The organism is Desulfovibrio sp. UIB00, from assembly GCF_022508225.1.
Lineage (GTDB): Bacteria > Desulfobacterota > Desulfovibrionia > Desulfovibrionales > Desulfovibrionaceae > Desulfovibrio.
The window spans coordinates 195,001-214,265 of sequence record NZ_JAETXJ010000006.1 but is presented as its reverse complement, the minus strand read 5'-3'; the positions used below and the strand labels follow the sequence as shown (position 1 = coordinate 214,265).

Genomic DNA, 19,265 nt, shown 5'->3' with positions numbered 1-19,265 from the left:
GGAAGTTCGGTAATAACCGAGGAGGCGTTCAAGAGCTGGTGCTGTCTGCGCTGATGACTCCAGCCCGTTCGTTTTGACGGCCATATTGGGGCCGTGCTTCCATATACTCGTCCCTCCCCAGGGGCTACACCCGCAGCGATTTTCTGCTGCGGCAGAAGGAGAGTATATGGCGAAGATTTCCGTCAAGAATCTGTTCAAGGTCTTTGGGCCAAACCCGGAGCATGCCCTTCAGCTGGCATCCAAGGGGCGTTCCCGCGAAGATATTTTGCGGCAGACACGCTCCACCGTGGCGCTGCGTGATGTTTCCCTCGATATAGCTGAGCGTGAGCTGCTCGTGGTCATGGGGCTTTCCGGCAGCGGCAAGTCCACACTGCTGCGCTGCCTCAACGGGCTCATCATGCCCACGGCTGGTTCCGTGCTGGTGGATGATCAGGACATCATGCAGATGAAGCCGCGCGAGCTGCGTCGTGTGCGGCAGCGCTGCTTTGGGATGGTTTTTCAGAATTTTGCCCTTTTCCCACACCGCACTGTGCTGCAAAATGCGGCCTTTGGCCTTGAGGCCATGGGGGTGGGCGAGCCCCTGCGCCTGAAAAAAAGCGGCGAGATGCTTGAGCGCGTGGGCCTTTCTCAATGGGCCAATGCCTATCCCCGGCAGCTTTCCGGTGGCATGAAGCAGCGGGTGGGCCTTGCCCGCGCTCTGGCAATGGAGCCGGAAGTGCTGCTCATGGACGAAGCCTTCAGCGCGCTTGATCCGCTTATCCGGCAGGAAATGCAGGAGGAACTCCTGACGCTCCAGCAGGATATCCACAAAACCATCATCTTTATCACCCATGATCTGAACGAGGCCTTCCGACTTGGCGACCGCATTGTGCTGCTGCAGGACGGCGCGGTGGTGCAGACCGGCACGCCGGAGCAGATACTGCAATCGCCCGTTAACAATCACGTGGCCCGCTTTGTGGCCTCCGCCGACGTCACCCATGTGCTCACGGCGGGCGGCATCATGAAAAGGTCGGAAGACTGGGCCGTGCTGGGCCATGACGGGCCGCATTCCGTTTTGCGCAAGATGGCCGCGCATTCCATAAGCTCCCTGTTTGTTCTTGATGCGCAGCGGCGTTTTGCGGGCATTCTGTATGCCGCCGATGCCGAGCGCATGGTGGCCGAAGGCAAGGCGGATATTGCCGCCATCACCCAGCGCGACATAACAACCGTCGCGCCCTCGACCCCCATTGCAGAAGTGATGCCCATCATGGCTGAGCTTCCTTATCCGCTGGCAGTTGTTGACGATCGGCAGAAGCTTCAGGGCGTCATCGTACGCGGCCTGCTGCTGGCGGCAATGGTGGAGGGCATGGAAGCAGGAGGTCAAAATGCTGCCTAGAATCCCCCTGGCCGAGAGCATTGACGCCTCCGTAGACTTTCTGGTGGAAACCTGCTCGGATTTTACTCGCGCCGGTTCTGCTGTAATGGGTAAGCTGCTGGACGGGTTTGAAAACCTGCTCATGCTGCCTCAGCCCTGGCTGTTCATCATCCTGCTGGGTCTTGTGTGCTGGTGGGCCACGCGCAGTCTGAAACTGCCCGCCTTTTCCATGCTGGGCTTTGCCCTGTTGTGGAATCTTGGCTTGTGGGAACCGACCATGAGCACGCTGGCCCTGGTGCTTTCCGCAACCTTGCTTTCCGTGTTGCTGGGGGTTCCCTGCGGCATTCTGGCGGCGGTGTCGGGCTGGGGCAGGCAGATCATCATGCCCGTGCTGGATGTTATGCAGACCATGCCCGCATTTGTGTATCTTATTCCCGCCATTCCCTTTTTCGGCATCGGCAAGGTAAGCGCAGTGGTGGCAACAGTGGTCTTTTCCGTGCCGCCAGCCATTCGCCTTACCTGCCTGGGCATCAGGCAGATTCCCGCAGACCTTGTGGAATGCGCCGAAGCCTTTGGTCTCACGCGTGTGCAGCGTTTGCGCAAGCTTGAACTTCCCCTCGCCATGCCCACCATTGTGGCAGGCGTAAACCAAACGATCATGCTGGCACTTTCCATGGCGGTCATTGCCGCCATGATTGGCGCGCGGGGCCTTGGCGGCGAAGTCTGGAAAGCAATTCAGAGATTGCAGATAGGAAATGGCTTTGAAGCCGGGCTTGGAATTGTTATCGTGGCAATCACACTTGATCGCCTCTTTCGTGCGTTGGCGCAAAAATGCGCCGGACAAAACTAGACGGGAGGACGCAATGACACGCAGACTTTTTATAATGGTGCTTGCCATCATGGTTTTGTGGGCGTGGCCTGCTCAGGCCGCTGCTGGCAGCAAGCAGAACAAAACCCTTAAAATTGTCTATGTCGAGTGGGATTGCGCCACTGCCTCCAGCAATCTTGCCAAGGCCGTGCTGGAAGACAAGCTCGGTTACAAGGTGGAATTGCTGCCCGTTACACAGCCAATATTATGGACGAGTATTGCTACCGGCGATGCCGACGCCATGGTGACGGCATGGCTGCCCGATACCCACGCCGCCATGTACGGCAAGGTGAAAAATCAGGTGGAAATGCTGGGCAAGCTTGTGGGCGGCGCGCGTCTGGGGTTGGCCGTGCCGGACTATGTGCCGCTCAAGTCCATTGATGAACTGGACGCCAATGCGGACAAGTTCAAGGGGCGCATTGTGGGCATTGATCCGGGTTCCGGTCTGATGCAGCTTACGGAAAAAGCTCTGAAAGATTATGATATAAAGCAGTTGCAGCTTGTGGAGGGCAGTGGAACCATCATGACCTCCAGTCTGGCCGAGGCCATCCGCAAGCAGGAGTGGATTGTGGTGACGGCATGGTCGCCCCACTGGATGTTTGGCCGCTGGCAGATGCATTATCTGGATGATCCGCTGGGCAGCCTGGGCAAGGAAGAAGGCATCTTCAAGGTTGGCCGCAAAGGGCTGAAAAAGGATCATCCTGATGCCTGGGCCTTTTTGACCAACTTCCGGTACGAAGATCCAAGCCAGCTCCAGAGGCTCATGAACTGGAATCAGGAAAAGGGCGCAGATCCTCTGGAAAACGCCCGCCGCTTCATGAAGGAAAATCCCCAGATGGTAGAAGCCTGGCTTAAAAAATAGGTAAGACCTGCAAGAGGCGTTATCGTTTCTTCTGATGCACCCCGGTTGCCCGCAAAGGCCGCCGGGGTGTATGCGTTCAGGGCCGCGCGGAATGAACGGCTGGCGGGCCAAGGCTGCCGCCGCGCGCGGGCCAGATAATCCGCACAGCGCCGTCACGCCCTGTGTAATAGAGCGGGGCGTTCGCGGCAGCGCACCACTCGCGCAGCGGTTGCGAAGGGTAGCCGTAGCGGTTTTCAAATCCGCACGAGGCGACCACAAGGTCGGGCTGCGCAGCTGCATAAAATTCCGGCAGAAACCCTGTGGCGGAGCCGTGGTGCGGCGCAACAACGACCTCGGCCCGCAGGTCATCTCCGTTATCCAGCAGGCGGCGCAGCACCGGGCGTTCCGCATCGCCCAGAAACAGGGCCAGACCACGGCCATGCTGGGTCAGCCGGGCCACCACCGAGGCATCATTGCCTTGCCATGCATCCCATTCGCCTATTGGCGGGTGCAGAACTTCCAGGCGCAGACCCAGAGACGGTTTACCCAGCGTCAGAACATCCCCACGCACAAGGGCGCGGCTGTGGTGGACCGTGCGCGCCGCGCGCCACTGTTCGCCCCAGCTGCCCTTGCCTTCGCGCCCGTTATCCAGCAGGTGATCCACACGAAAAACGCGCAGTATGTGCAGCAAGCCGCCCATGTGGTCAAGGTCGGGGTGGGTGTTGAGCACAGCGGCCAGATGCGGCGCGTCATTGTAGGTCAGGGCCGGGGCCACCAGCGCCTGCCCCGGATCAAAACGCGGCGAGGCGCTGCCCCCGCCGTCCAGCAGCAGACGCACATGCCCCGGTAGACGCAGCAGCAGGGCCTGACTCTGGCCCACATCCAACACATCAAGGCGAACATGGTCTGACAGGCGCTCTGCGGTGCGCAGGGCCGGGCCAACGCATAACAGCAGCGCCCCGGCCAGCAGCAGACGTTGCGCCGCGCGGGGCAGGTCTGCGCGTCCCGCCTTCAGCGCCAGCGCCCCAAGCAAGGCCGCAAAAGCTGGCAGGGCTGTCCAGTGCGGGCGCAGCAGGGCCGGAGGCTGCAACAGGTTCGCGCCAGCCAGCCACGCAAGGCAGTCTGTAAGCCATTGGCAGGGCAGAGCCGCCATGTCCAGCACTGCCCGCGCCGCAAGGTCAAGGCCCAGAGCGGACAGGAGCAGGCCGAGCACCGAGGCGGGCAACACCAGCATGTCGGCCACGGGAAGCCAGAGTACATTGAGCCAGAACCAGTGCCCCATATTGTTGAACAGCAGCATGTTCAGAGGCAGCAGGGCAATCTGGATGCCCAGGGAAACCAGAAATATCCGCGTTAATGCCCATGCTCCCCGTCTGAGCCTCTGATTCACATGCCCGCCAAAACCTCCGTTCCGCCGTTTCAGTGCAGCCGGATCCGGCTCCGGAGCCAGTACCCGCAGCCAGGGCAGGCTCACGCCGATGACCGCCACGCACAGCACGGAAAGTTGCAGGCCTGTATCCAGCATGCTCAGCGGGGAAGCCACGCTGATGCAGAGCAGGGCGGCGCAGAGTACATCAAGCGTTGTGTGGGGCCGCCCGCGCAAAAAATAGACGGCAAGAAGCAGCAGCATGACGGCGGCCCGCAGCAATGACGCCGGGGCATCGCCCAGCCACAGATAGGCCAATGCTGGCGGCAGTGTTGCCAGCAGCGCCCATACGGCGCGGGGGCGGCACAGATAGATGCCGGGGCGAACCCGCGCGGCGGCAAGCACGCAGAGCAGGCCCACAAGGCCCGCCACGGTGAGGTGCTGGCCGGAAAGGGCGAGACTGTGCACCAGCGTGGCCGAGGCAAAATTGTTCAATGTCTGCTGGTTCAGGTATTGCCTGTCGCCAAAGAGCAGGGCCAGCAAAATGGCCTTGCCCTGCGTGAGCTTGCCTTGCGCGAGCTGGTTGTGGGATGGCGGAGCGGAAGCGCCAGCAGCTATGGTTTCGTCTGCCCCTCCCGCATGGGTTTGTGCAGCCTCCTGAGCCGGAAACAGCGCGCCCACAAAATCCTGCCGCAATGATTCGCGCCAGCGGGCGGAAAGGGTCGGCTGGCCGGAAATGCGCGGCTCCCCCTGATTGCCCAGAGTCCACATGCGCCAGCGCACGCCTTGAGCAGCCAGCCACAGGCCCCAGTCAGTCTGACCTTCATTGGCAAAGCCCTGTGCGGGCATGGGCCGCCGCGTCAGGCAGACTGTCTGGCCGGGGAGCGGAGGAGAAAGGGCAATGGCGGCTGTGGGGGCTTCCCATGTCCAGGCCAGTTTGCCGGGCAGGGGGCGAACAGTTGAATTTGCGGCGTCTGGCGGTATTGCGGCAGCATTAGAGGCAGAGGTCAGGCCATCCTTGCTGTCTGCATACGTCGGGCGCACATCGCTCAGCAGCAGGCGCAGGCGGTTGTCGGGGAGGCCCTGCATATCGCGTACAATGCCGCACACTCGCGGCGGCTGGCCCGTTTGCCTTGTCTGCTCTTCTGTTGCGAGCAGCGCTGGCCACGGGCAGCCATAGAGTTGCCAGTATCCGGTCAGAAATCCCGCCAGCAGGCACAAGGCGGCAAGAGCCGTGCGTGCGGCGCGCCACAGGCGGGCATCCGCAAAAAACAGCAGCAAGGCACAGCAAAGCGAGGGCAGGGGCCAGGGTGCTGCGGTAATGCCCGCTATCCAGAAGCCCAGATACGTCTGCCAGAGCAGGGGGGCTTGCAATGGAGGGTGCCGCATGACGAACCTTGTAGAAGAGATGTACCGCGCGGTTGCGGCGGAGCAGTGCGCGTAAAAAAAGAGCGCCCTTGCAGCAAGAGCGCCCTTTTGAACAGCAGGAGGCTAGGACAGCTCCCGGGCCATATCCCGTTCTTCTGCCCTGCGTTTGAGTGTTTCGCGGTGGTCGTGCAGTTTTTTGCCCTTGCCGAGAGCAATTTCTACCTTGATCTTACCCCGCTTGAAGTAGAGGCGCACGGGCACAACCGTCAGGCCCTGCTGGGCCACCAGCCCTGCGAATTTGGAAATTTCCCGCTCGTGCAGCAGCAGTTTGCGCGCGCGGTCCGGCTCCTGCGACACATAGCCCGCGTTGGCGTAGGGCGCGATGTGCAGCGAAACAAGCCAGGCTTCTCCCTGGCGAAAGTCTACATAGCTGTCAATAAAGTTGACCTTGCCCGCGCGGATGCTTTTGACTTCCGGGCCGGTCAGTACAATGCCCGCCTCGGTGAACTCGGAAAGTTCATAGAGGTGGCGGGCCTTTTTATTCAGGGCCACAGTGGATGGGGGTGTTTTCTGGCTCATGGGTGACTGTATGTGAAAAGGCTTGTGGTGTGAAAGGCCAGTTCCTGTCCCAGTGACTGTTGCAACGCTTCGCGCACCATGCGTTTGGAGGCGGCCACATCCGTGCTGAGCAGCACGCTGTTGGCCAGATCCATGCAGGTCTGGGCGTTGAACTGGCGTATAAGGTGCTTCATGCCCGGTACAAATCGGGGGGCGGCGGACACAGTGTCCACGCCCATGCCCAGCAGCAGGGCAAGGCCAAAGGGGTCAGAAGCAAGCTCGCCGCAGACGGAAACACCTATGCCCTCGCGGTGGGCGGCGTCAATGATGTGCTTGAGCGAGCGCACGATAGCCGGATGCAGCGGCTCGTTGAGGTAGGCCACATGGCGGTTGTTGCGGTCAATGCCCATTATGTAGTGGATAAGGTCATTGGTGCCGATGCTGAAAAAGTCGCATTCCCGCGCCAGGGCGTCGCAAATAAGGGCCGCAGCCGGGGTTTCAACCATGACGCCAAGGGGCAGCAGGGGGGCGTGGGGCAGGTTTTGCGCCGCAAGCTCCTGGTGCAGCTCCTGCATGATGCGGCGCACCTGCTGCACTTCATCCAGGCAGGAAATCATGGGCAGCATGATGGCTACGTTGCCCATGGCCCCGGCGCGCATGAGCGCCCGTAACTGTGTGCGAAAAATGCCCTGATGACGCAGGCAAAAGCGTATGCCGCGCAACCCCAGCGCCGGGTTAGGCTCCTTGAGCACTGCCTGGGCGTGGAGCATCTTGTCTGCACCTACGTCAAGCGTGCGAAAAACCACACGGTCCGGCGCGGCCCGCTGGGCCACCGCCGCGTATTCTGCCAGCAGGTCTTCTTCCGACGGCAGGCGGTCGGTAAAATAGGCAAATTCGGTGCGGTAAAGGCCCACGCCGTCGGCTCCGCACTGGGCAAGAGCAGACAGCTCATTGGTGCCTTCAAGATTGGCCTGCACTTCCACGCGCACGCCATCGCACATTTCGGCAGGCCAGCGGGCAGATTTGAGCGTGAGGTCTTCCCACGCAGTATATTCCTCGCGCCGGGCCGCAAAGCGGGCCTCGTCAGCCTCATCGGGGCTCAGCAGCACGCTGCCGCCGAGGCCGTCCACAACCAGGGTCTCGTTTTCGCGGGCAATGTCCATAAGCCCGGTAACGCCCGCAAGGCAGGGAATGTGCAGCCCGCGCGACAAAATGGCCGTGTGGGAGGTGGGGCCGCCTTCTGCGGTCAGAATCCCCAGCACACGGTCGAGGTTGAGTTCCATGACATCGGCGGGGGAGAGGTCTTCGGCCACAAGCACGCCGGGGGTTTCATCTTCGCCCTTGTGGGCCGGATCCGCCGCCAGATGCTCGCGCAGGCGCAGGCCCACGGCGCGGATATCCTGAGCTCGGTCGCGCAGGTAGGCGTCGTCCATGCTTCTGAACAGCGCGCACAGTTCATCCACCGTGAGTTTGAGCGCCCACGAGGCGCACACAAGGTTGCTTTCTATGCGGGCCAGCGCAGCTTTAAGCAGCTTGGGGTCGCGGGCCATTTCCATCTGGGCGGCAATGACGTCGCGATATTCCGACAGGTCTTCGGGCACATTTTCCATAGTGGCGGCCAACGAGGCGCGCACGCTTTCAGCGGCGACGCGCAGGGTCTCCTGCTCCGCAGCCACGTCGGCGGCAGAGATGCGGCGTTCGTCATCCTGCCGTGCCTTGTGCATGAAGCGCACCCTGCCTATGGCTATGCCAGGCGAAACAGGTGTGCCGAAAAGTACCGCGCGGGCCATGTCAGTCCTGTAGATTTGTTAAAAATTGGGCCAGGCCGCAAAGGGCCTCGCGGGCATCGTCACCCTGAGCCACCAGGGTCAGTTCCGCATTGGCGGGAGGCGCAAGAGAAAGTATGTCGAGCATGCTTTTGGCGTCTACCTCGCCGGTGTCGCTGACAAGCAGTATATCCGAGGCATAGCGCTGTGCCTCTTGCGCCAGCCGGGCCGCCGGCCGGGCGTGCAGGCCGTTGCGCAGGCCGATACATACCCGTAGCGCCAGCCCTCGCGGCGTTTGTTCAATGGCTTCTTCCATCATCCTACCTTATGAGCGTTTTATCGGCCAAAGGGGGACAAAGCGTGTCCACTACCGAAAAACACGTATATTCTACATGCCTATGAAGCCCAAGTCCACGAGAATAAGGGCTCCTGTTGTCACAACCCACAGCAGCAGCCTTGGCAGGCGCATCCGTCCCACGAGCCATGCGGCGGCAAGCACCGCTGCTGCGCCCATGGCGTAGGCTGTCCAGGGAAAGGGCTTCATGGTGCTGATGGGCAGGTGCCAGATAACCAGCGCGGCCAGAGCCGCATTGACCATCTTGAGCCTGTCCACCCAGTTGATGAGGTTGAGCTTGCGCAGGCGGGCGAGCGTGGTCAGCCCGTATCGCAGGCCGGAAACAAAACAGATGGATCTGAACAACAGCAGGGAACCAAACAGGATCACCGCCAGCAGCATGGCCACGTTGGTAAAGCCAGCCAAGAGCAGGCTGATGCTGAGCAGCGACCACAGGGGCAGCAATGTGCCGCTGAAAAATGAGTCGCCCAGGGCGGAAAGGGTTGTGGCCAGTGTTTCGCGCACGGAATTCAGCGCGCCTTCCGGGAGCGTCCCCTTGGCAATGGCCTGCTCAAGCGAGAGCAGGATGCCCACAAAAAGGGGAATCATGAAGGGGTGGGTGTTGCTGTGCCCCGCATAACGGCTCATGGCGCGGGCAAACGCCTGCGGCTCGGGATACAGCTCGCGCAGGGCAGGCTCCAGCACGTAGGCCAGGCCTATCTGCTGCATCCCCCGGGCGGTCATGGCTGCATTGATGCAGCCTGTGCGTGCCAGGCAGGCAAGTACAACGCGTGTGGGATACATGGCAACCCCGTGGCATGCCGGTTTGGCAGTTGCGGCGAGGGCGCGTCCAAAAGGAAAGCGCCGCCTTATGAACACTCGGTCACGATCTGCTACGGCAAGCTGATTCCGCAGCGTGCGCAACTGCTGGCCTGATGCAAAGCCCGTCTTGCAGAGAGCAAAGAGCCACAGAACAGTCCCTAAGCTTCCGGCTCCGCCTGTTCCGTGCCTGTCAGCAAGGCGTATATTTCCTTGCCCGACCAGCCGCGCACGGCGTCCTGCACCCTGCGGGCAACCTGACGGGGCTTGCCGCCCTGGGCAAGTTCCTCTTGGGCCAGCAGCAGCACATCTTCCCTTGGGGTTCGCTCCGCCTGTTCCGGCGGGCCGACAACCACGGTGATTTCGCCCAGCAGTTCATCGGGCAGCAGGTCGCTGTCTTCCAGTCGACCTATTATAAATTCCTCGTGTTCCTTGGTCAATTCCCGGCACACGGCCACCTCGCGGGGGCCAAGAATGCGCGCGGCCTGAGCGAGGCTTTCCTTGAGACGATCCTTGCGCTCAAAAAAAATGAGCGCGCCCGGCACATGGGCAAAGGCGGCAAAAAGGGCGTCGCGTCCTGCGGCATCGCGCGGCAGAAATCCCAGAAAACTATGCGGCAGCGGGGGAATGCCAGCGGCGGAAAGGGCCGTCACAGGAGCCGAAGGCCCCGGCAGCGGGGATACGGCAAGACCTTCCTTGCGGCAGGCCCGCACCAGACGGTAGCCGGGGTCTGCCAAGAGCGGCGTTCCGGCATCGGAAACAAGGGCAACAGTCTGGCCTTCGCGCAGCATGCGCAATACGCCTTCCTGCCGTTCGGCCTCGTTGTGATCGTAAAAACTCAGCAGGCGGCGGGCTTCAATGCCGCAGTCGCGCAACAGGCGGGCAGTGCGACGGGTATCCTCGGCCAGCACAAGATCGGCGCTTGCCAGCACCTCGCGCGCACGAGGCGAAAGATCACCAGGGTTGCCAAGTGGCGTTGCCACTATCCACAGACGGTTCGCATTCAAAGGCATGGCGGCAGTGCTCCAGGTGCAGGGTATCGCCCTCGCGCACAACGCAGACCACATCAAACCGGCAGGGGCTGCTCCATGCATCGTGGGCCGCAAGCCACGCCCTGGCCGCCCGGCACAGGGTACGCTGCTTGGCAGGGGTCAGTGCGGCGGCGGGGCCGCCGTAGGTTGAACCGCTGCGGGTTTTTACTTCGACAAAAACAACGGTGTCGCCATCGCGGCAGACAATATCGAGTTCAAGCCTGCCGCTGCGCCAGTTGCAGGCCAGCAGTTCCATGCCGCTGCGTTGCAGCAGCTTGCGGGCGGCTTCCTCGCCTTTGCGCCCAAGGTTCAGATGGGCCGGGGCGGCGGCTGTTTCATCCTTGCCGCCAAAAAGCGTTTGCAGCCAGCGCGGCGTCACAACAGGCTGCCCTGCTGGGGGCTTGGCTTTTCGGGCAAAACGCCCCGAAAGGTCAGGCGGTGCTGCGGGCAGGGCCCAAGGCGGCGCAGGGCTTCGTAATGATCCTCTGTGCCATAGCCCTTGTGCGCTTCAAAGCCATAGCCGGGCCAGCGTTTTTCCAGCCGGGTCATGAGCTTGTCCCTGTATGTTTTGGCAAGGATGGACGCGGCGGAAATGGCAGGTTCGCTGGCGTCGCCGCCAATAATACTGCGCTGCGAGGGCAGGGGGGCTGTATGCCCCTTGCGCCAGTGGAAGGCAAAAACCTCGCCGGGAACAGTTTTGTTGCCGTCAATGAGCAAATGCGCCGGGGCGCAGCGCAGGCAGCGCACGGCCCTGCTCATGGCTTCAAAAGTTGCCTGTAAAATATTGATGGCGTCAATGCGGGCGGGCCACACCACACCCAGACCCCATGCCACCGCGCACTGGCGTATGCGCGGGGCGAGCATTTCGCGGGTTTTGGCGCTGCATGCCTTGGAATCGTTGAGGCCCGGCAGGTCGTAGCATTCCGGCAATATGACCGCAGCAGCTACTACAGGCCCGGCCAGACAACCGCGACCGGCTTCATCTATGCCAGCGGTAAAAAATTGCGGGACGGCCTGGCTGTTTGCCTGCAAGAGGGGAGAATCATCCAGGGGCAGCGGGGCGCTCAAGGTACTCACCAGCTGGACAAGGCTCGCCTGTGTCTGCTGGTTGCGCGGCTTTGCCGTACGGCTCAATGCTTTTCTGCCCATGATCTCTCCGCTGCGCAGCAAGGGCCGCGACCCCATGGTCAATGCGTGATGGTCAGCGTGTCAGTCTAGAGCCGTTTACGCATGAAATGAGTTGACTGCTCCGCAAGAATTTTTTTGAAAATCCTTGCCACGAAATGCGAGCAGGCAGACTTGCCCGCCGTAAGCGAGTATTTCAAGCGCTAACTGTTCTAAAGACGCGCGAACAGCGCGCCAGGGATTTTGCAGTTGCCTGCATGCCCTGGCGCGCCGTAAAAACGCTCGCTGCGATTCTGATGCCTAAAAATGGATCAGAAGCGACCACGCGGCTTGATGCGCGCGGCTTTGCCCTTGAGGGCACGCAGGTAGTACAGGCGGCTGCGGCGCACGCGGCCCTGCGTGATCAGCTCAACGCGGTCGATGAAGGGCGAGTTGAGCGGGAAAATACGTTCCACGCCCACGCCGTCGGAGACCTTGCGCACCGTAAAGGTGGCGCTGGTGGTGCCGCGCTTGATGCGGATAACGTTACCCTGGAAGACCTGGATACGTTCTTTTTCGCCTTCCACAATGCGCAGGTGCACTTTCACCGTGTCGCCGGAGCGAAACGCGGGAAGATCCATGCGCTGGTTTTCCAGTTCAATTTTCCTGATGATGTCCATCGTGAACTCCTTGCAAATCCGGGCGGATTGTTGCGTCGTTGCAAAGCGGCGCCGATGCGCTCAGGCCGCCGTGTTGCGTCAGTAGTAGTCGCCTAATATCCTGTCGGCCAGAATGGCGGCCGCGCTGCGCACCGAAAGATGGTTGTAGCCCAAAAAACGCACCGGCCTCAGAGTGCCTTCGCACTGTTCGAGGACCTCCGGCGCAAGCCCTTGCGCCGTGCCCAGGCAGAGCATAACCGGCCCCTGGTCGCACCAGCGCCGCACGTCACGCGGAGTCATGGGCATGCGCCCCGGTTGGGATGCCTTGCCCTTGGCAGGCCAGACGGCAGAACTAGCCACCAGTCTGGGTCGCGTTCCATGCTGCGCGGTCATATGCGCCACCGCTTCTTCAAGCGAAGTCGCGGGTTGCACCAGGCCGAGGGCCTGAGCGCGGTCGGCGTTTCCTGTACCGCCCGGCCCCCGCGTCCAGTGACGCAAAATTTCTTCCAGCACCCGCAACTGGTCGCGAAGAGGGGTCACCGGATAAAAGGAACCCATCGCATAGCTGCGGGAAATTCGGGCTATATCGTGTATGTCCAGATTTGTCAAAGAGGAAGCGCCGATTTTTTTTGGCCCAAGGGAAACCGGGTAGTGAACAAGGCAGAACGAAAGGTTGCGTCCGGGCCTGTCACGCGGGGTTTCAGCCAGCGTCTGCACATCTTCGCGATAGAGCGGCGCTTCATTCAGCATTTCCGGGCGCATGCGCAATGTGGCGCGCACGGATTCCTGCCTGCGCCATTGGGCGATGCGGGCATGGTCGCCGCTTTGCAGCACCTCGGGAACCGACAGGCCTTCCAGTGATTCTGGCCGCGTGTAGTGCGGATATTCCAGCAATCCGTGAGAAAAACTTTCGTCGTCGCCGGATTCTTCCTTGCCCATAAAGCCGGGCATCAGGCGGGCCACGGCTTCCAGTACGGAAAGAGCCGCGCTTTCGCCGCCGTTGAGCACTATATCGCCCACGCTCACTGGTTCAAGCGGAAAAAGCTGCAACAGCCGCGCGTCAATGCCCTCATACCTGCCGCAAACAATGGTCAGGTCTTCCTCGCGCGCAAGGTCGCGCACCATGTCCTGCGTCAGCGGTCTTCCGCCGGGGGCCATGAACAGCATGCGACCGGGCCGTTTAATGGAGCGCAGGGCGCGGGCCAGCGGCTCGCCCTGCATGACCATACCGGGGCCGCCGCCGTAGGGGCGGTCGTCCACGTGGCGGTGTTTGTCGGTGCTGAACTGCCGGGGATCATGAAGGCTGCATTCCACAATGCCAGCCTCCCGCGCACGGCCCATGAGGGCGGTGGACAGGGGCGATTCGAAAAATTCGGGAAAAAGCGTGACAAGGTGAAAACGCGGCATGGGCGGAGAGTGCCGTAAAAACGTTCGCCTTGCAAGAAAATGTCTGCTCGGGCGCTCAGGCGGGTGGGGATAAGGCTGAAAGGGCGCGCAGCAGGGTAGTCGGGCTCTGGCGGAGCACCAGTGGACGAAAAAATTCTGGCAGGGAGTCTGTTTTGGCGCTCATCTGTTGTGCCAGGCAAAGCCAGTGCCCGGGATGGGGCAGACTGCGCCAGTAAAATATGCCCAGTGGCCCGTGCCAAATCCCGGCCCTTTGCCCGAAGCTTCCTGTGGGAACCCTGGCGGGATCCATGCCCAGCCCCAGACCGGATGCCTTGAGCAGGGCCTCCTTGATTGTCCAGCGGCGCAAGGCCTCGCGGTTGATGCTCTGCGGCGAAAGGCTGGCCTCGCGCCGGGCCAGTTCTGCCGGAGCAAAGGCATTGGGGGCTGGCGGCGGTGAAAGCAACGACTCCGCATCCAGCGCGTGAGTGGGTATGACATGAGGGGCAACGGCGGTATCTGCTGGCGCAGGGCAAAGGGCGCAAAAGGCCGCCTCACCGCTGTGGCTGAAGGCCGCATGCCAACCGGGGAACAGGGGGCGCCCCTGAGTATCCATGCCCAGTTGCGACAGCGGCCCTGCGGGGGATGAATCTGCTGCCTTGGCCTGCTGTGCGGTATGCGTCACCAGTTGGGCGCGCGCGAGCAGGCGCGACAGAGCCGCCCGCAGTAGGTCCTGCAGTGCCTCCCCCGCCTCGGTCTGCCCATTGGGCGAGCGGCCAAAGCGGCGCACATGGGCAAGCTGCCTGTCGTCCAGCCATGGTTCCAGCATCGCTTCAAGGGCACAGCGCCAGCCTTCCAGCTCTTTACTGGAGCCAGCGGGCAGGGGGGTGCAGAGTATTGTGAGCGTGCGTTCCATGATCTTCCGTATTCTGTTGCTTGCGGCAAAGACGCGCAAACCGGCTGTTTTACAGAAAACAGCCGGTTTGTCATCTATAAGAGGAAGAGGTGGTCTGCCCCACCTCCGTGGTTATTCGGCAGCCTTGTGCTTCTGGTGCTCGGCAATGACCTTTTCCGCCACGGGTTGCGGAGCTTCTTCATAATGGGCAAATTCCATGGTGAAAAATCCCTGCCCGCCGGTCATGGAGCGCAGGTCGGGCGCGTAGCGCAGCACTTCGCTCATGGGCACATGGGCCTTGATTTCCGTGCTGCCGCCCTGCGAATCAGAACCCAGCACCTTGCCCCGGCGGGAGGAAAGGTCGCCGATGACATCGCCCATGCTTTCATCGGGCACGGAAACGGTAAGCAACACAATGGGTTCAAGCAGCACGGGCTTGAGGCCTTCCATGGCCTTTTTGAAAGCAATGGAGCCAGCCACCTTGAAGGCCATTTCTGACGAGTCTACCGTGTGGTAGCTGCCATCGTAGACCTTGACGCGGAAGTCCACCACCTGACATCCAGCCAGAAATCCGCGCGCTGCGGCTTCCTGAACGCCCTTGTCGATGGCGGGAACATACTGGCGGGGAATAACGCCGCCCACGATGGCGTCTTCAAACACATAGCCGGAACCGCGCGGCAGGCCTTCCATCTCGATCCAGCAGTCGCCAAACTGCCCACGCCCGCCGGACTGTTTTTTGTGACGGCCCTGCACCTGGCATTTGCCGCGCACGGTTTCGCGGTAGGGAACCTTGGGCGTTTTGAGGATGATATCCACCTTGAAGCGGCGTTTGGCCTTTTCGACCGAAAGCTCGATATGCAACTGCCCCATGCCGGAAAGCAGGATGTCGCCGGTTTCTTCATCGCGCCCCAGACGCAGGGTGATGTCTTCATCAAGCAGCCGCTGCATGGCTGCGTAGACCTTGTCTTCCTCGCCTTTTTCCTTGGGGGCGAGGGCATAGGTGATGAGCTGCGGGGGCAGGGCGGGCATGGGCAGGGCAAAGGGGGCCTTTTCATCACAGAGGGTGTCGCCCGTGCGGGTGTTTTTGAGCTTGGCAACGGCCACGATGGCGCCGGGGCCAATGGGCTCCTTGCAGGGGGTCTGCGTTTTGCCCTGAATGTACAGCAGGTTGCCGAGGCGTTCGTTTTCTTCCGTGCGGGAGTTTTTCAGCGTGGCGTCACCGTTGATGGTGCCGGAAAGAATCCGCAGAAGGGAAAGCTGCCCCGAAAAAGGATCGGCCAGGGTTTTGAAAACAAAGCAGGCCACCGGCCCATTCGGGTCAGCGGCGCGTTCTGCGCCATCGCGGCCCGGAAAGGCCGGGCGATCAAGGGGCGAGGGCAGCAGGGCTTCAATGGCGGCCAGCACGGATTCGCCGCCCTTGTTTTCAAGGGCCGAGCAGGCCAGCACCGGCGTAAGCTCACCCTTGAGCACGCCCGCACGCAGGCCGGTTTTGAGGTCATCTTCTGAAAGAATGCCTTCTTCCAGATATTTTTCCATGAGCTGCTCATCGCTCTCGGCGATATTTTCCACGGTCACATCGCGCAGCAGGCTGACATCGTCAGCCAGGGCAGCGGGGATTTCAGCCTCTGCTGCGGCGCCGTTTTCGCCAAACATACGGGCCTTGCCCGTCAGCACATCGGCAACACCCACAAAGGATTCGCCCTGGCGAATGGGCAATTGCAGCACAACGGGCTTGACGTTCAGGCCCGACAGTCCGTCAAGGGCCATCTGAAAATCGGCGCGGTCGCGGTCAACCTTGTTGACCACAATAATGGAAGGCAATCCGGCTGCGCGGACCAGATTCCAGAACTTTTTGGCAAGGGGGCGCACACCGTCCACAGCGTCCAGCACAAAAACAACGCTGTCCACGCCTTTGAGCAGGCATTCCATGTCGCCTGTAAAGTTGCCATCACCAGGGATATCCAGAAGGAAATGGCGGTTTTTATTCCAGAGATATGTGGCGCAGGAGGGTTGAACGGAGCCGCGTCGGCGGGTTTCTTCTGGTTCGTAGTCAAGGCATGTGGTGCCGTCTTCTACAGCCCCCAGGCGATTCACCGCCCCGGCCTTGTAGAGAAGCATCTCTGCCAGGGATGTTTTGCCGCAACCGCCGGTTCCGACGATGGCGAACGTGCGTTGCATTTCCAGTGGAGTAGGCATGGTTTTCTCCCTTCGTAAGCGATATGGCGCGCCCTTGGCGGCCTGGTGAACGAAACTAGGGAAAGGAACAAGTCTTCCATCTGCTATTGGTTCCCACGTTACAGGCTTGTCGCAAAAAAGGAAAGAGGCCGCGACTTTTAATGTAAGGCTTAACGCTTGACAGCAGAGGCCGCCACTGTGACAGTTATTCGGATATATATTGGAGCAGGCGGAGGGAGCGACCATGGCGCTATGGGAATGGGCCGGCGCTGGTGCGGTTTTTTTGGCGGCTGTGGTTTTTTGCGTGCGGCTGATGAAGCGGGGTTTGACCACGCTTGAGGACGAGCGCGCCCAATGCCTTGAGCGCATTCGCCAGATGGAAGAAAAAATTCAGGAAGATCAAAAAAATATGGCTTCCAGCGAACACCTGCGCGTAGCCCGCGCCGGGCTGGAAGACCTTTTGCGGCTGGCTGGCAATCCGCCCGGCATGTGGCTTGAGTCTGTAGCCAGAGGGCTGGGCGAAGCGCAGGGCGAGGCCCTTGTGTTGCACTTGCCCGAGGGCGAGGTGCGCATCAGTCTGAGCATGCGCGAACGGGAGCTTAAAGGGGTGCGCAAGGTTGTCCACGGGCAGGGGCGGTGGCACCTTAACGGTTTGGGCCTGAACGAGGAGTATACGGACCTTGTGCCGCTCATGCGCGCGCTCAGCGCCAGGCTTGCCATGTACCTTGGCGGAGGGGAGATCACCAGTGCGCCGTATTGCCCCCTTGGGGACCCCGCAGCCGATGTGCCCCCGGAGTTACCACATCTTGCGCGGCGTTTCAGCAGCGCGCGGCCCGTGCGGCAGAAGCGCCTGCCCGTGGTGCGACACGATGAGGAAGAGGGCCGCCTCGAAAGGCTGCGACGGTTGGAAGACGCCCGTGCCGCGCGCAAGCAGCTGCGGGCCAACCCCGGCCCCACCGGGAGCAGACACCGTTAACGTATTAGAAAAAATATTTTTCTGCCGCCGCAAGTAATTGCGGCGGCAGGTCGAACCGCCATCCGTGCGGTAGCGTGGCTCGGCATCTTCGCAGGCAAGGCAGAGGGCTGGCGGTTACACCGTAAAGGTGAGATTACGGAACCAGTCCGGCACAGGAACAGGGCGACCTTCGTGATTGACCAGCGCGTGCTGGGTCATACCCGTGGCCAGAAGTCTCGTCTTGTCCTCGTTCCGTATCTCATATACAAAGCGCAGGGATGCACGCGCCCATTCGGCAATGCCCGCGCGCACAAGTACAAGATCATCATAGCGGGCGGACGAGCGGTAACGGCACTGGGCCTCGCGCACAGGCAGGATAAGGCCTTTCTTTTCAACTTCCGCATAGCTCATGCCGCAACGGCGAATGTATTCGCTGCGCGCCCGCTCGAAGAGATGCAGATATTCCGCATAATAAAGCACGCCCATCGTGTCTGTTTCGCCATACGACACGCGGTGCGGCATCCAAATATCAGGGGTGGGAAATTGGTCATGCACGAAACGGCTCCTTGTTACGCGTTTTCCGGGCGTTTTTGCAGCGGATTTGCAAACCGTGCAGGCGGCATGTTGCGCCTGTTGCTTCTGCTGGCGGCTACAATGGCTTTGTTTGCCTGCGCCAAGCAGGCTCCGCCGCCAGTGGTGGAAAGAACCCTGCCACCGGTGGGGTTTGAAAGCCCGGAATTTTTTGTGAGCAATCTTATTCCTGCCAGTCAGGATCTGACAAGCTGGAAGGATATGGCCCCCAGTGTGCGTAAGTCGTTGCGTTACGTCAACAGCAAGCCCAAGGACGCCATCGCTGTGCAGCGCCCCGGCCTGACTGTGACGTGGGGCGACCTGTCGCGCACGCTTGAGCGTTTGCAGGAACTATTGCCCCGGCTGGACAAGGAACCGGAACTGCTGCTGGCAAACTTCCGCTGGGCGGAAGTGACGGGCGGCATCAACTATTCCGGTTACTACGAGCCTGCCGTCCCTGCCAGCCGCACCCGCAAGCCTGGGTACACCCAGGCCATCTATGGCCTGCCCCCGGATCTGAACAAGGTCATTGCCAAGCGTGGACAGTACTATGACCGCCGCACCATCGAAGAAAAGCAGGTGCTGGCGGGCAAGGGGCTGGAACTGGCCTGGGCCGCAGACCCTGTTGACGTGTTTTTTCTTGAAATTCAGGGGTCTGGCCGCCTGATCTTTGACGACGGCACTCAGGCCTATGTCAACTACGCGGGCCAGAACGGGCACAAATACAAAAGCTCCGGCCGCATCATGCGCGAAAAAGGCCTGCTCAGGCGCGGCGATATTTTTGAACAGCGCGAGTGGTTCAAAAATAATCCGGGCCGCGTACGCGAAATTCTCAATGATAACCCGAGCTATGTCTTCTTTAAATACGGCATGCGCGGCCCCACGGGAGCCATGGGCTACCAGGTGGACGACTGGCTGACGCTCGCAACGGATCGCGGCTTTATTCCGCTCGGCTCCATAGTGGCCTACGGCGTCAATATCCCGGATGAAACCAAGGGCAAGATGCCCCTGCGCGGCATCGGTCTTGCCCAGGACGTGGGTGGAGCCATCAAGCGTAACCGCATAGATATTTTCTGCGGTGGCGACCAGCGCGCCAACTACGTGGCAAGCCATCTGGACGCCAAGGGGCCTGCCTGGGTACTGCTGGTGCGCTAGGGTTGGGCAATAGGCCGTTTTTGCCGTCGGCAGCAATGCTGACGGTCTTGGTTGAAAATTCAGA

18 protein-coding genes are annotated in these 19,265 nt (G+C 61.2%); 5 read left to right on the top strand and 13 right to left on the bottom strand.

What is annotated here, in order from left to right:
* Positions 1 to 166: 166 nt before the first annotated feature.
* The 3 genes from JMF94_RS11250 to JMF94_RS11240 are packed head-to-tail and all read left to right on the top strand — an operon-like array spanning position 167 to position 3,084.
* Positions 167 to 1,375, top strand: coding sequence for a glycine betaine/L-proline ABC transporter ATP-binding protein (locus JMF94_RS11250; RefSeq protein WP_240825180.1), 1,209 nt, complete (start codon positions 167 to 169; stop codon positions 1,373 to 1,375).
* Entirely contained in the window at positions 1,365 to 2,204 is an 840-nt protein-coding gene (locus JMF94_RS11245; protein ID WP_240825179.1) for a proline/glycine betaine ABC transporter permease, read from the top strand. The genes JMF94_RS11250 and JMF94_RS11245 overlap by 11 nt, the downstream gene beginning before the upstream one ends.
* 13 nt (positions 2,205 to 2,217) lie before the next feature.
* Positions 2,218 to 3,084, top strand: coding sequence for a glycine betaine ABC transporter substrate-binding protein (locus JMF94_RS11240; protein ID WP_240825178.1), 867 nt, complete (start codon positions 2,218 to 2,220; stop codon positions 3,082 to 3,084).
* 76 nt (positions 3,085 to 3,160) lie between these two features.
* Here the strand turns inward: JMF94_RS11240 and JMF94_RS11235 are convergent, their stop codons facing one another.
* From JMF94_RS11235 to JMF94_RS11180, 12 genes are all read right to left on the bottom strand, one after another.
* The gene (locus JMF94_RS11235) at positions 3,161 to 5,818 is read right to left on the bottom strand and encodes a ComEC/Rec2 family competence protein (RefSeq protein WP_240825177.1); all 2,658 of its coding nucleotides are present in this window, start codon (positions 5,816 to 5,818) and stop codon (positions 3,161 to 3,163) included.
* A 102-nt stretch (positions 5,819 to 5,920) separates the two neighbouring features.
* On the bottom strand, positions 5,921 to 6,376 hold the full coding sequence (smpB, locus tag JMF94_RS11230) for an SsrA-binding protein SmpB (RefSeq protein ID WP_192113878.1): 456 nt from the start codon (positions 6,374 to 6,376) through the stop codon (positions 5,921 to 5,923).
* Positions 6,373 to 8,145 carry a phosphoenolpyruvate--protein phosphotransferase gene (gene ptsP, locus JMF94_RS11225; protein ID WP_240825176.1) on the bottom strand — a complete coding sequence of 591 codons (1,773 nt, stop codon included), beginning with the start codon at positions 8,143 to 8,145 and terminating at the stop codon, positions 6,373 to 6,375. The genes smpB and ptsP overlap by 4 nt, the downstream gene beginning before the upstream one ends.
* A 1-nt stretch (position 8,146) precedes the next feature.
* Positions 8,147 to 8,437: an HPr family phosphocarrier protein gene (locus JMF94_RS11220; RefSeq protein ID WP_027180722.1), complete on the bottom strand. Its 291-nt coding sequence runs from the start codon at positions 8,435 to 8,437 to the stop codon at positions 8,147 to 8,149.
* Between the two features lie 72 nt (positions 8,438 to 8,509).
* Positions 8,510 to 9,259 carry a PTS system mannose/fructose/sorbose family transporter subunit IID gene (locus JMF94_RS11215; RefSeq protein WP_240825175.1) on the bottom strand — a complete coding sequence of 250 codons (750 nt, stop codon included), beginning with the start codon at positions 9,257 to 9,259 and terminating at the stop codon, positions 8,510 to 8,512.
* A gap of 176 nt (positions 9,260 to 9,435) precedes the next feature.
* The gene (gene rsmI, locus JMF94_RS11210) at positions 9,436 to 10,287 is read right to left on the bottom strand and encodes a 16S rRNA (cytidine(1402)-2'-O)-methyltransferase (RefSeq protein ID WP_240825174.1); all 852 of its coding nucleotides are present in this window, start codon (positions 10,285 to 10,287) and stop codon (positions 9,436 to 9,438) included.
* Positions 10,229 to 10,618, bottom strand: coding sequence for a YraN family protein (locus tag JMF94_RS11205; protein ID WP_240825205.1), 390 nt, complete (start codon positions 10,616 to 10,618; stop codon positions 10,229 to 10,231). Before JMF94_RS11205 ends, rsmI begins: the two co-directional genes overlap by 59 nt.
* A 62-nt stretch (positions 10,619 to 10,680) precedes the next feature.
* A complete protein-coding gene (locus tag JMF94_RS11200) occupies positions 10,681 to 11,454 on the bottom strand; it encodes a ribonuclease HII (RefSeq protein WP_240825173.1) in 774 nt (257 codons plus the stop codon).
* Between the two features lie 287 nt (positions 11,455 to 11,741).
* The gene (rplS, locus tag JMF94_RS11195) at positions 11,742 to 12,089 is read right to left on the bottom strand and encodes a 50S ribosomal protein L19 (RefSeq protein WP_022658201.1); all 348 of its coding nucleotides are present in this window, start codon (positions 12,087 to 12,089) and stop codon (positions 11,742 to 11,744) included.
* A gap of 78 nt (positions 12,090 to 12,167) precedes the next feature.
* Complete coding sequence (gene trmD / locus JMF94_RS11190) at positions 12,168 to 13,475, bottom strand: tRNA (guanosine(37)-N1)-methyltransferase TrmD (protein ID WP_240825172.1); 1,308 nt, start codon at positions 13,473 to 13,475, stop codon at positions 12,168 to 12,170.
* Between the two features lie 55 nt (positions 13,476 to 13,530).
* Positions 13,531 to 14,367: a 4'-phosphopantetheinyl transferase superfamily protein gene (locus JMF94_RS11185; protein WP_240825170.1), complete on the bottom strand. Its 837-nt coding sequence runs from the start codon at positions 14,365 to 14,367 to the stop codon at positions 13,531 to 13,533.
* Positions 14,368 to 14,478: 111 nt separating this feature from the next.
* Positions 14,479 to 16,542, bottom strand: a complete 2,064-nt coding sequence (locus JMF94_RS11180; protein ID WP_240825168.1) for an elongation factor G — start codon at positions 16,540 to 16,542, stop codon at positions 14,479 to 14,481.
* Between the two features lie 223 nt (positions 16,543 to 16,765).
* Between JMF94_RS11180 and JMF94_RS11175 the strand changes: the two genes are divergently transcribed.
* Positions 16,766 to 17,497, top strand: a complete 732-nt coding sequence (locus JMF94_RS11175) for a hypothetical protein (protein WP_240825166.1) — start codon at positions 16,766 to 16,768, stop codon at positions 17,495 to 17,497.
* Positions 17,498 to 17,611: 114 nt separating this feature from the next.
* Here JMF94_RS11175 and JMF94_RS11170 read toward each other — a convergent pair whose 3' ends face one another.
* The gene (locus JMF94_RS11170; RefSeq protein WP_240825204.1) at positions 17,612 to 17,998 is read right to left on the bottom strand and encodes a thioesterase family protein; all 387 of its coding nucleotides are present in this window, start codon (positions 17,996 to 17,998) and stop codon (positions 17,612 to 17,614) included.
* Between the two features lie 99 nt (positions 17,999 to 18,097).
* Between JMF94_RS11170 and JMF94_RS11165 the strand changes: the two genes are divergently transcribed.
* Positions 18,098 to 19,201, top strand: a complete 1,104-nt coding sequence (locus JMF94_RS11165) for an MltA domain-containing protein (RefSeq protein ID WP_240825164.1) — start codon at positions 18,098 to 18,100, stop codon at positions 19,199 to 19,201.
* Positions 19,202 to 19,265: the final 64 nt, after the last annotated feature.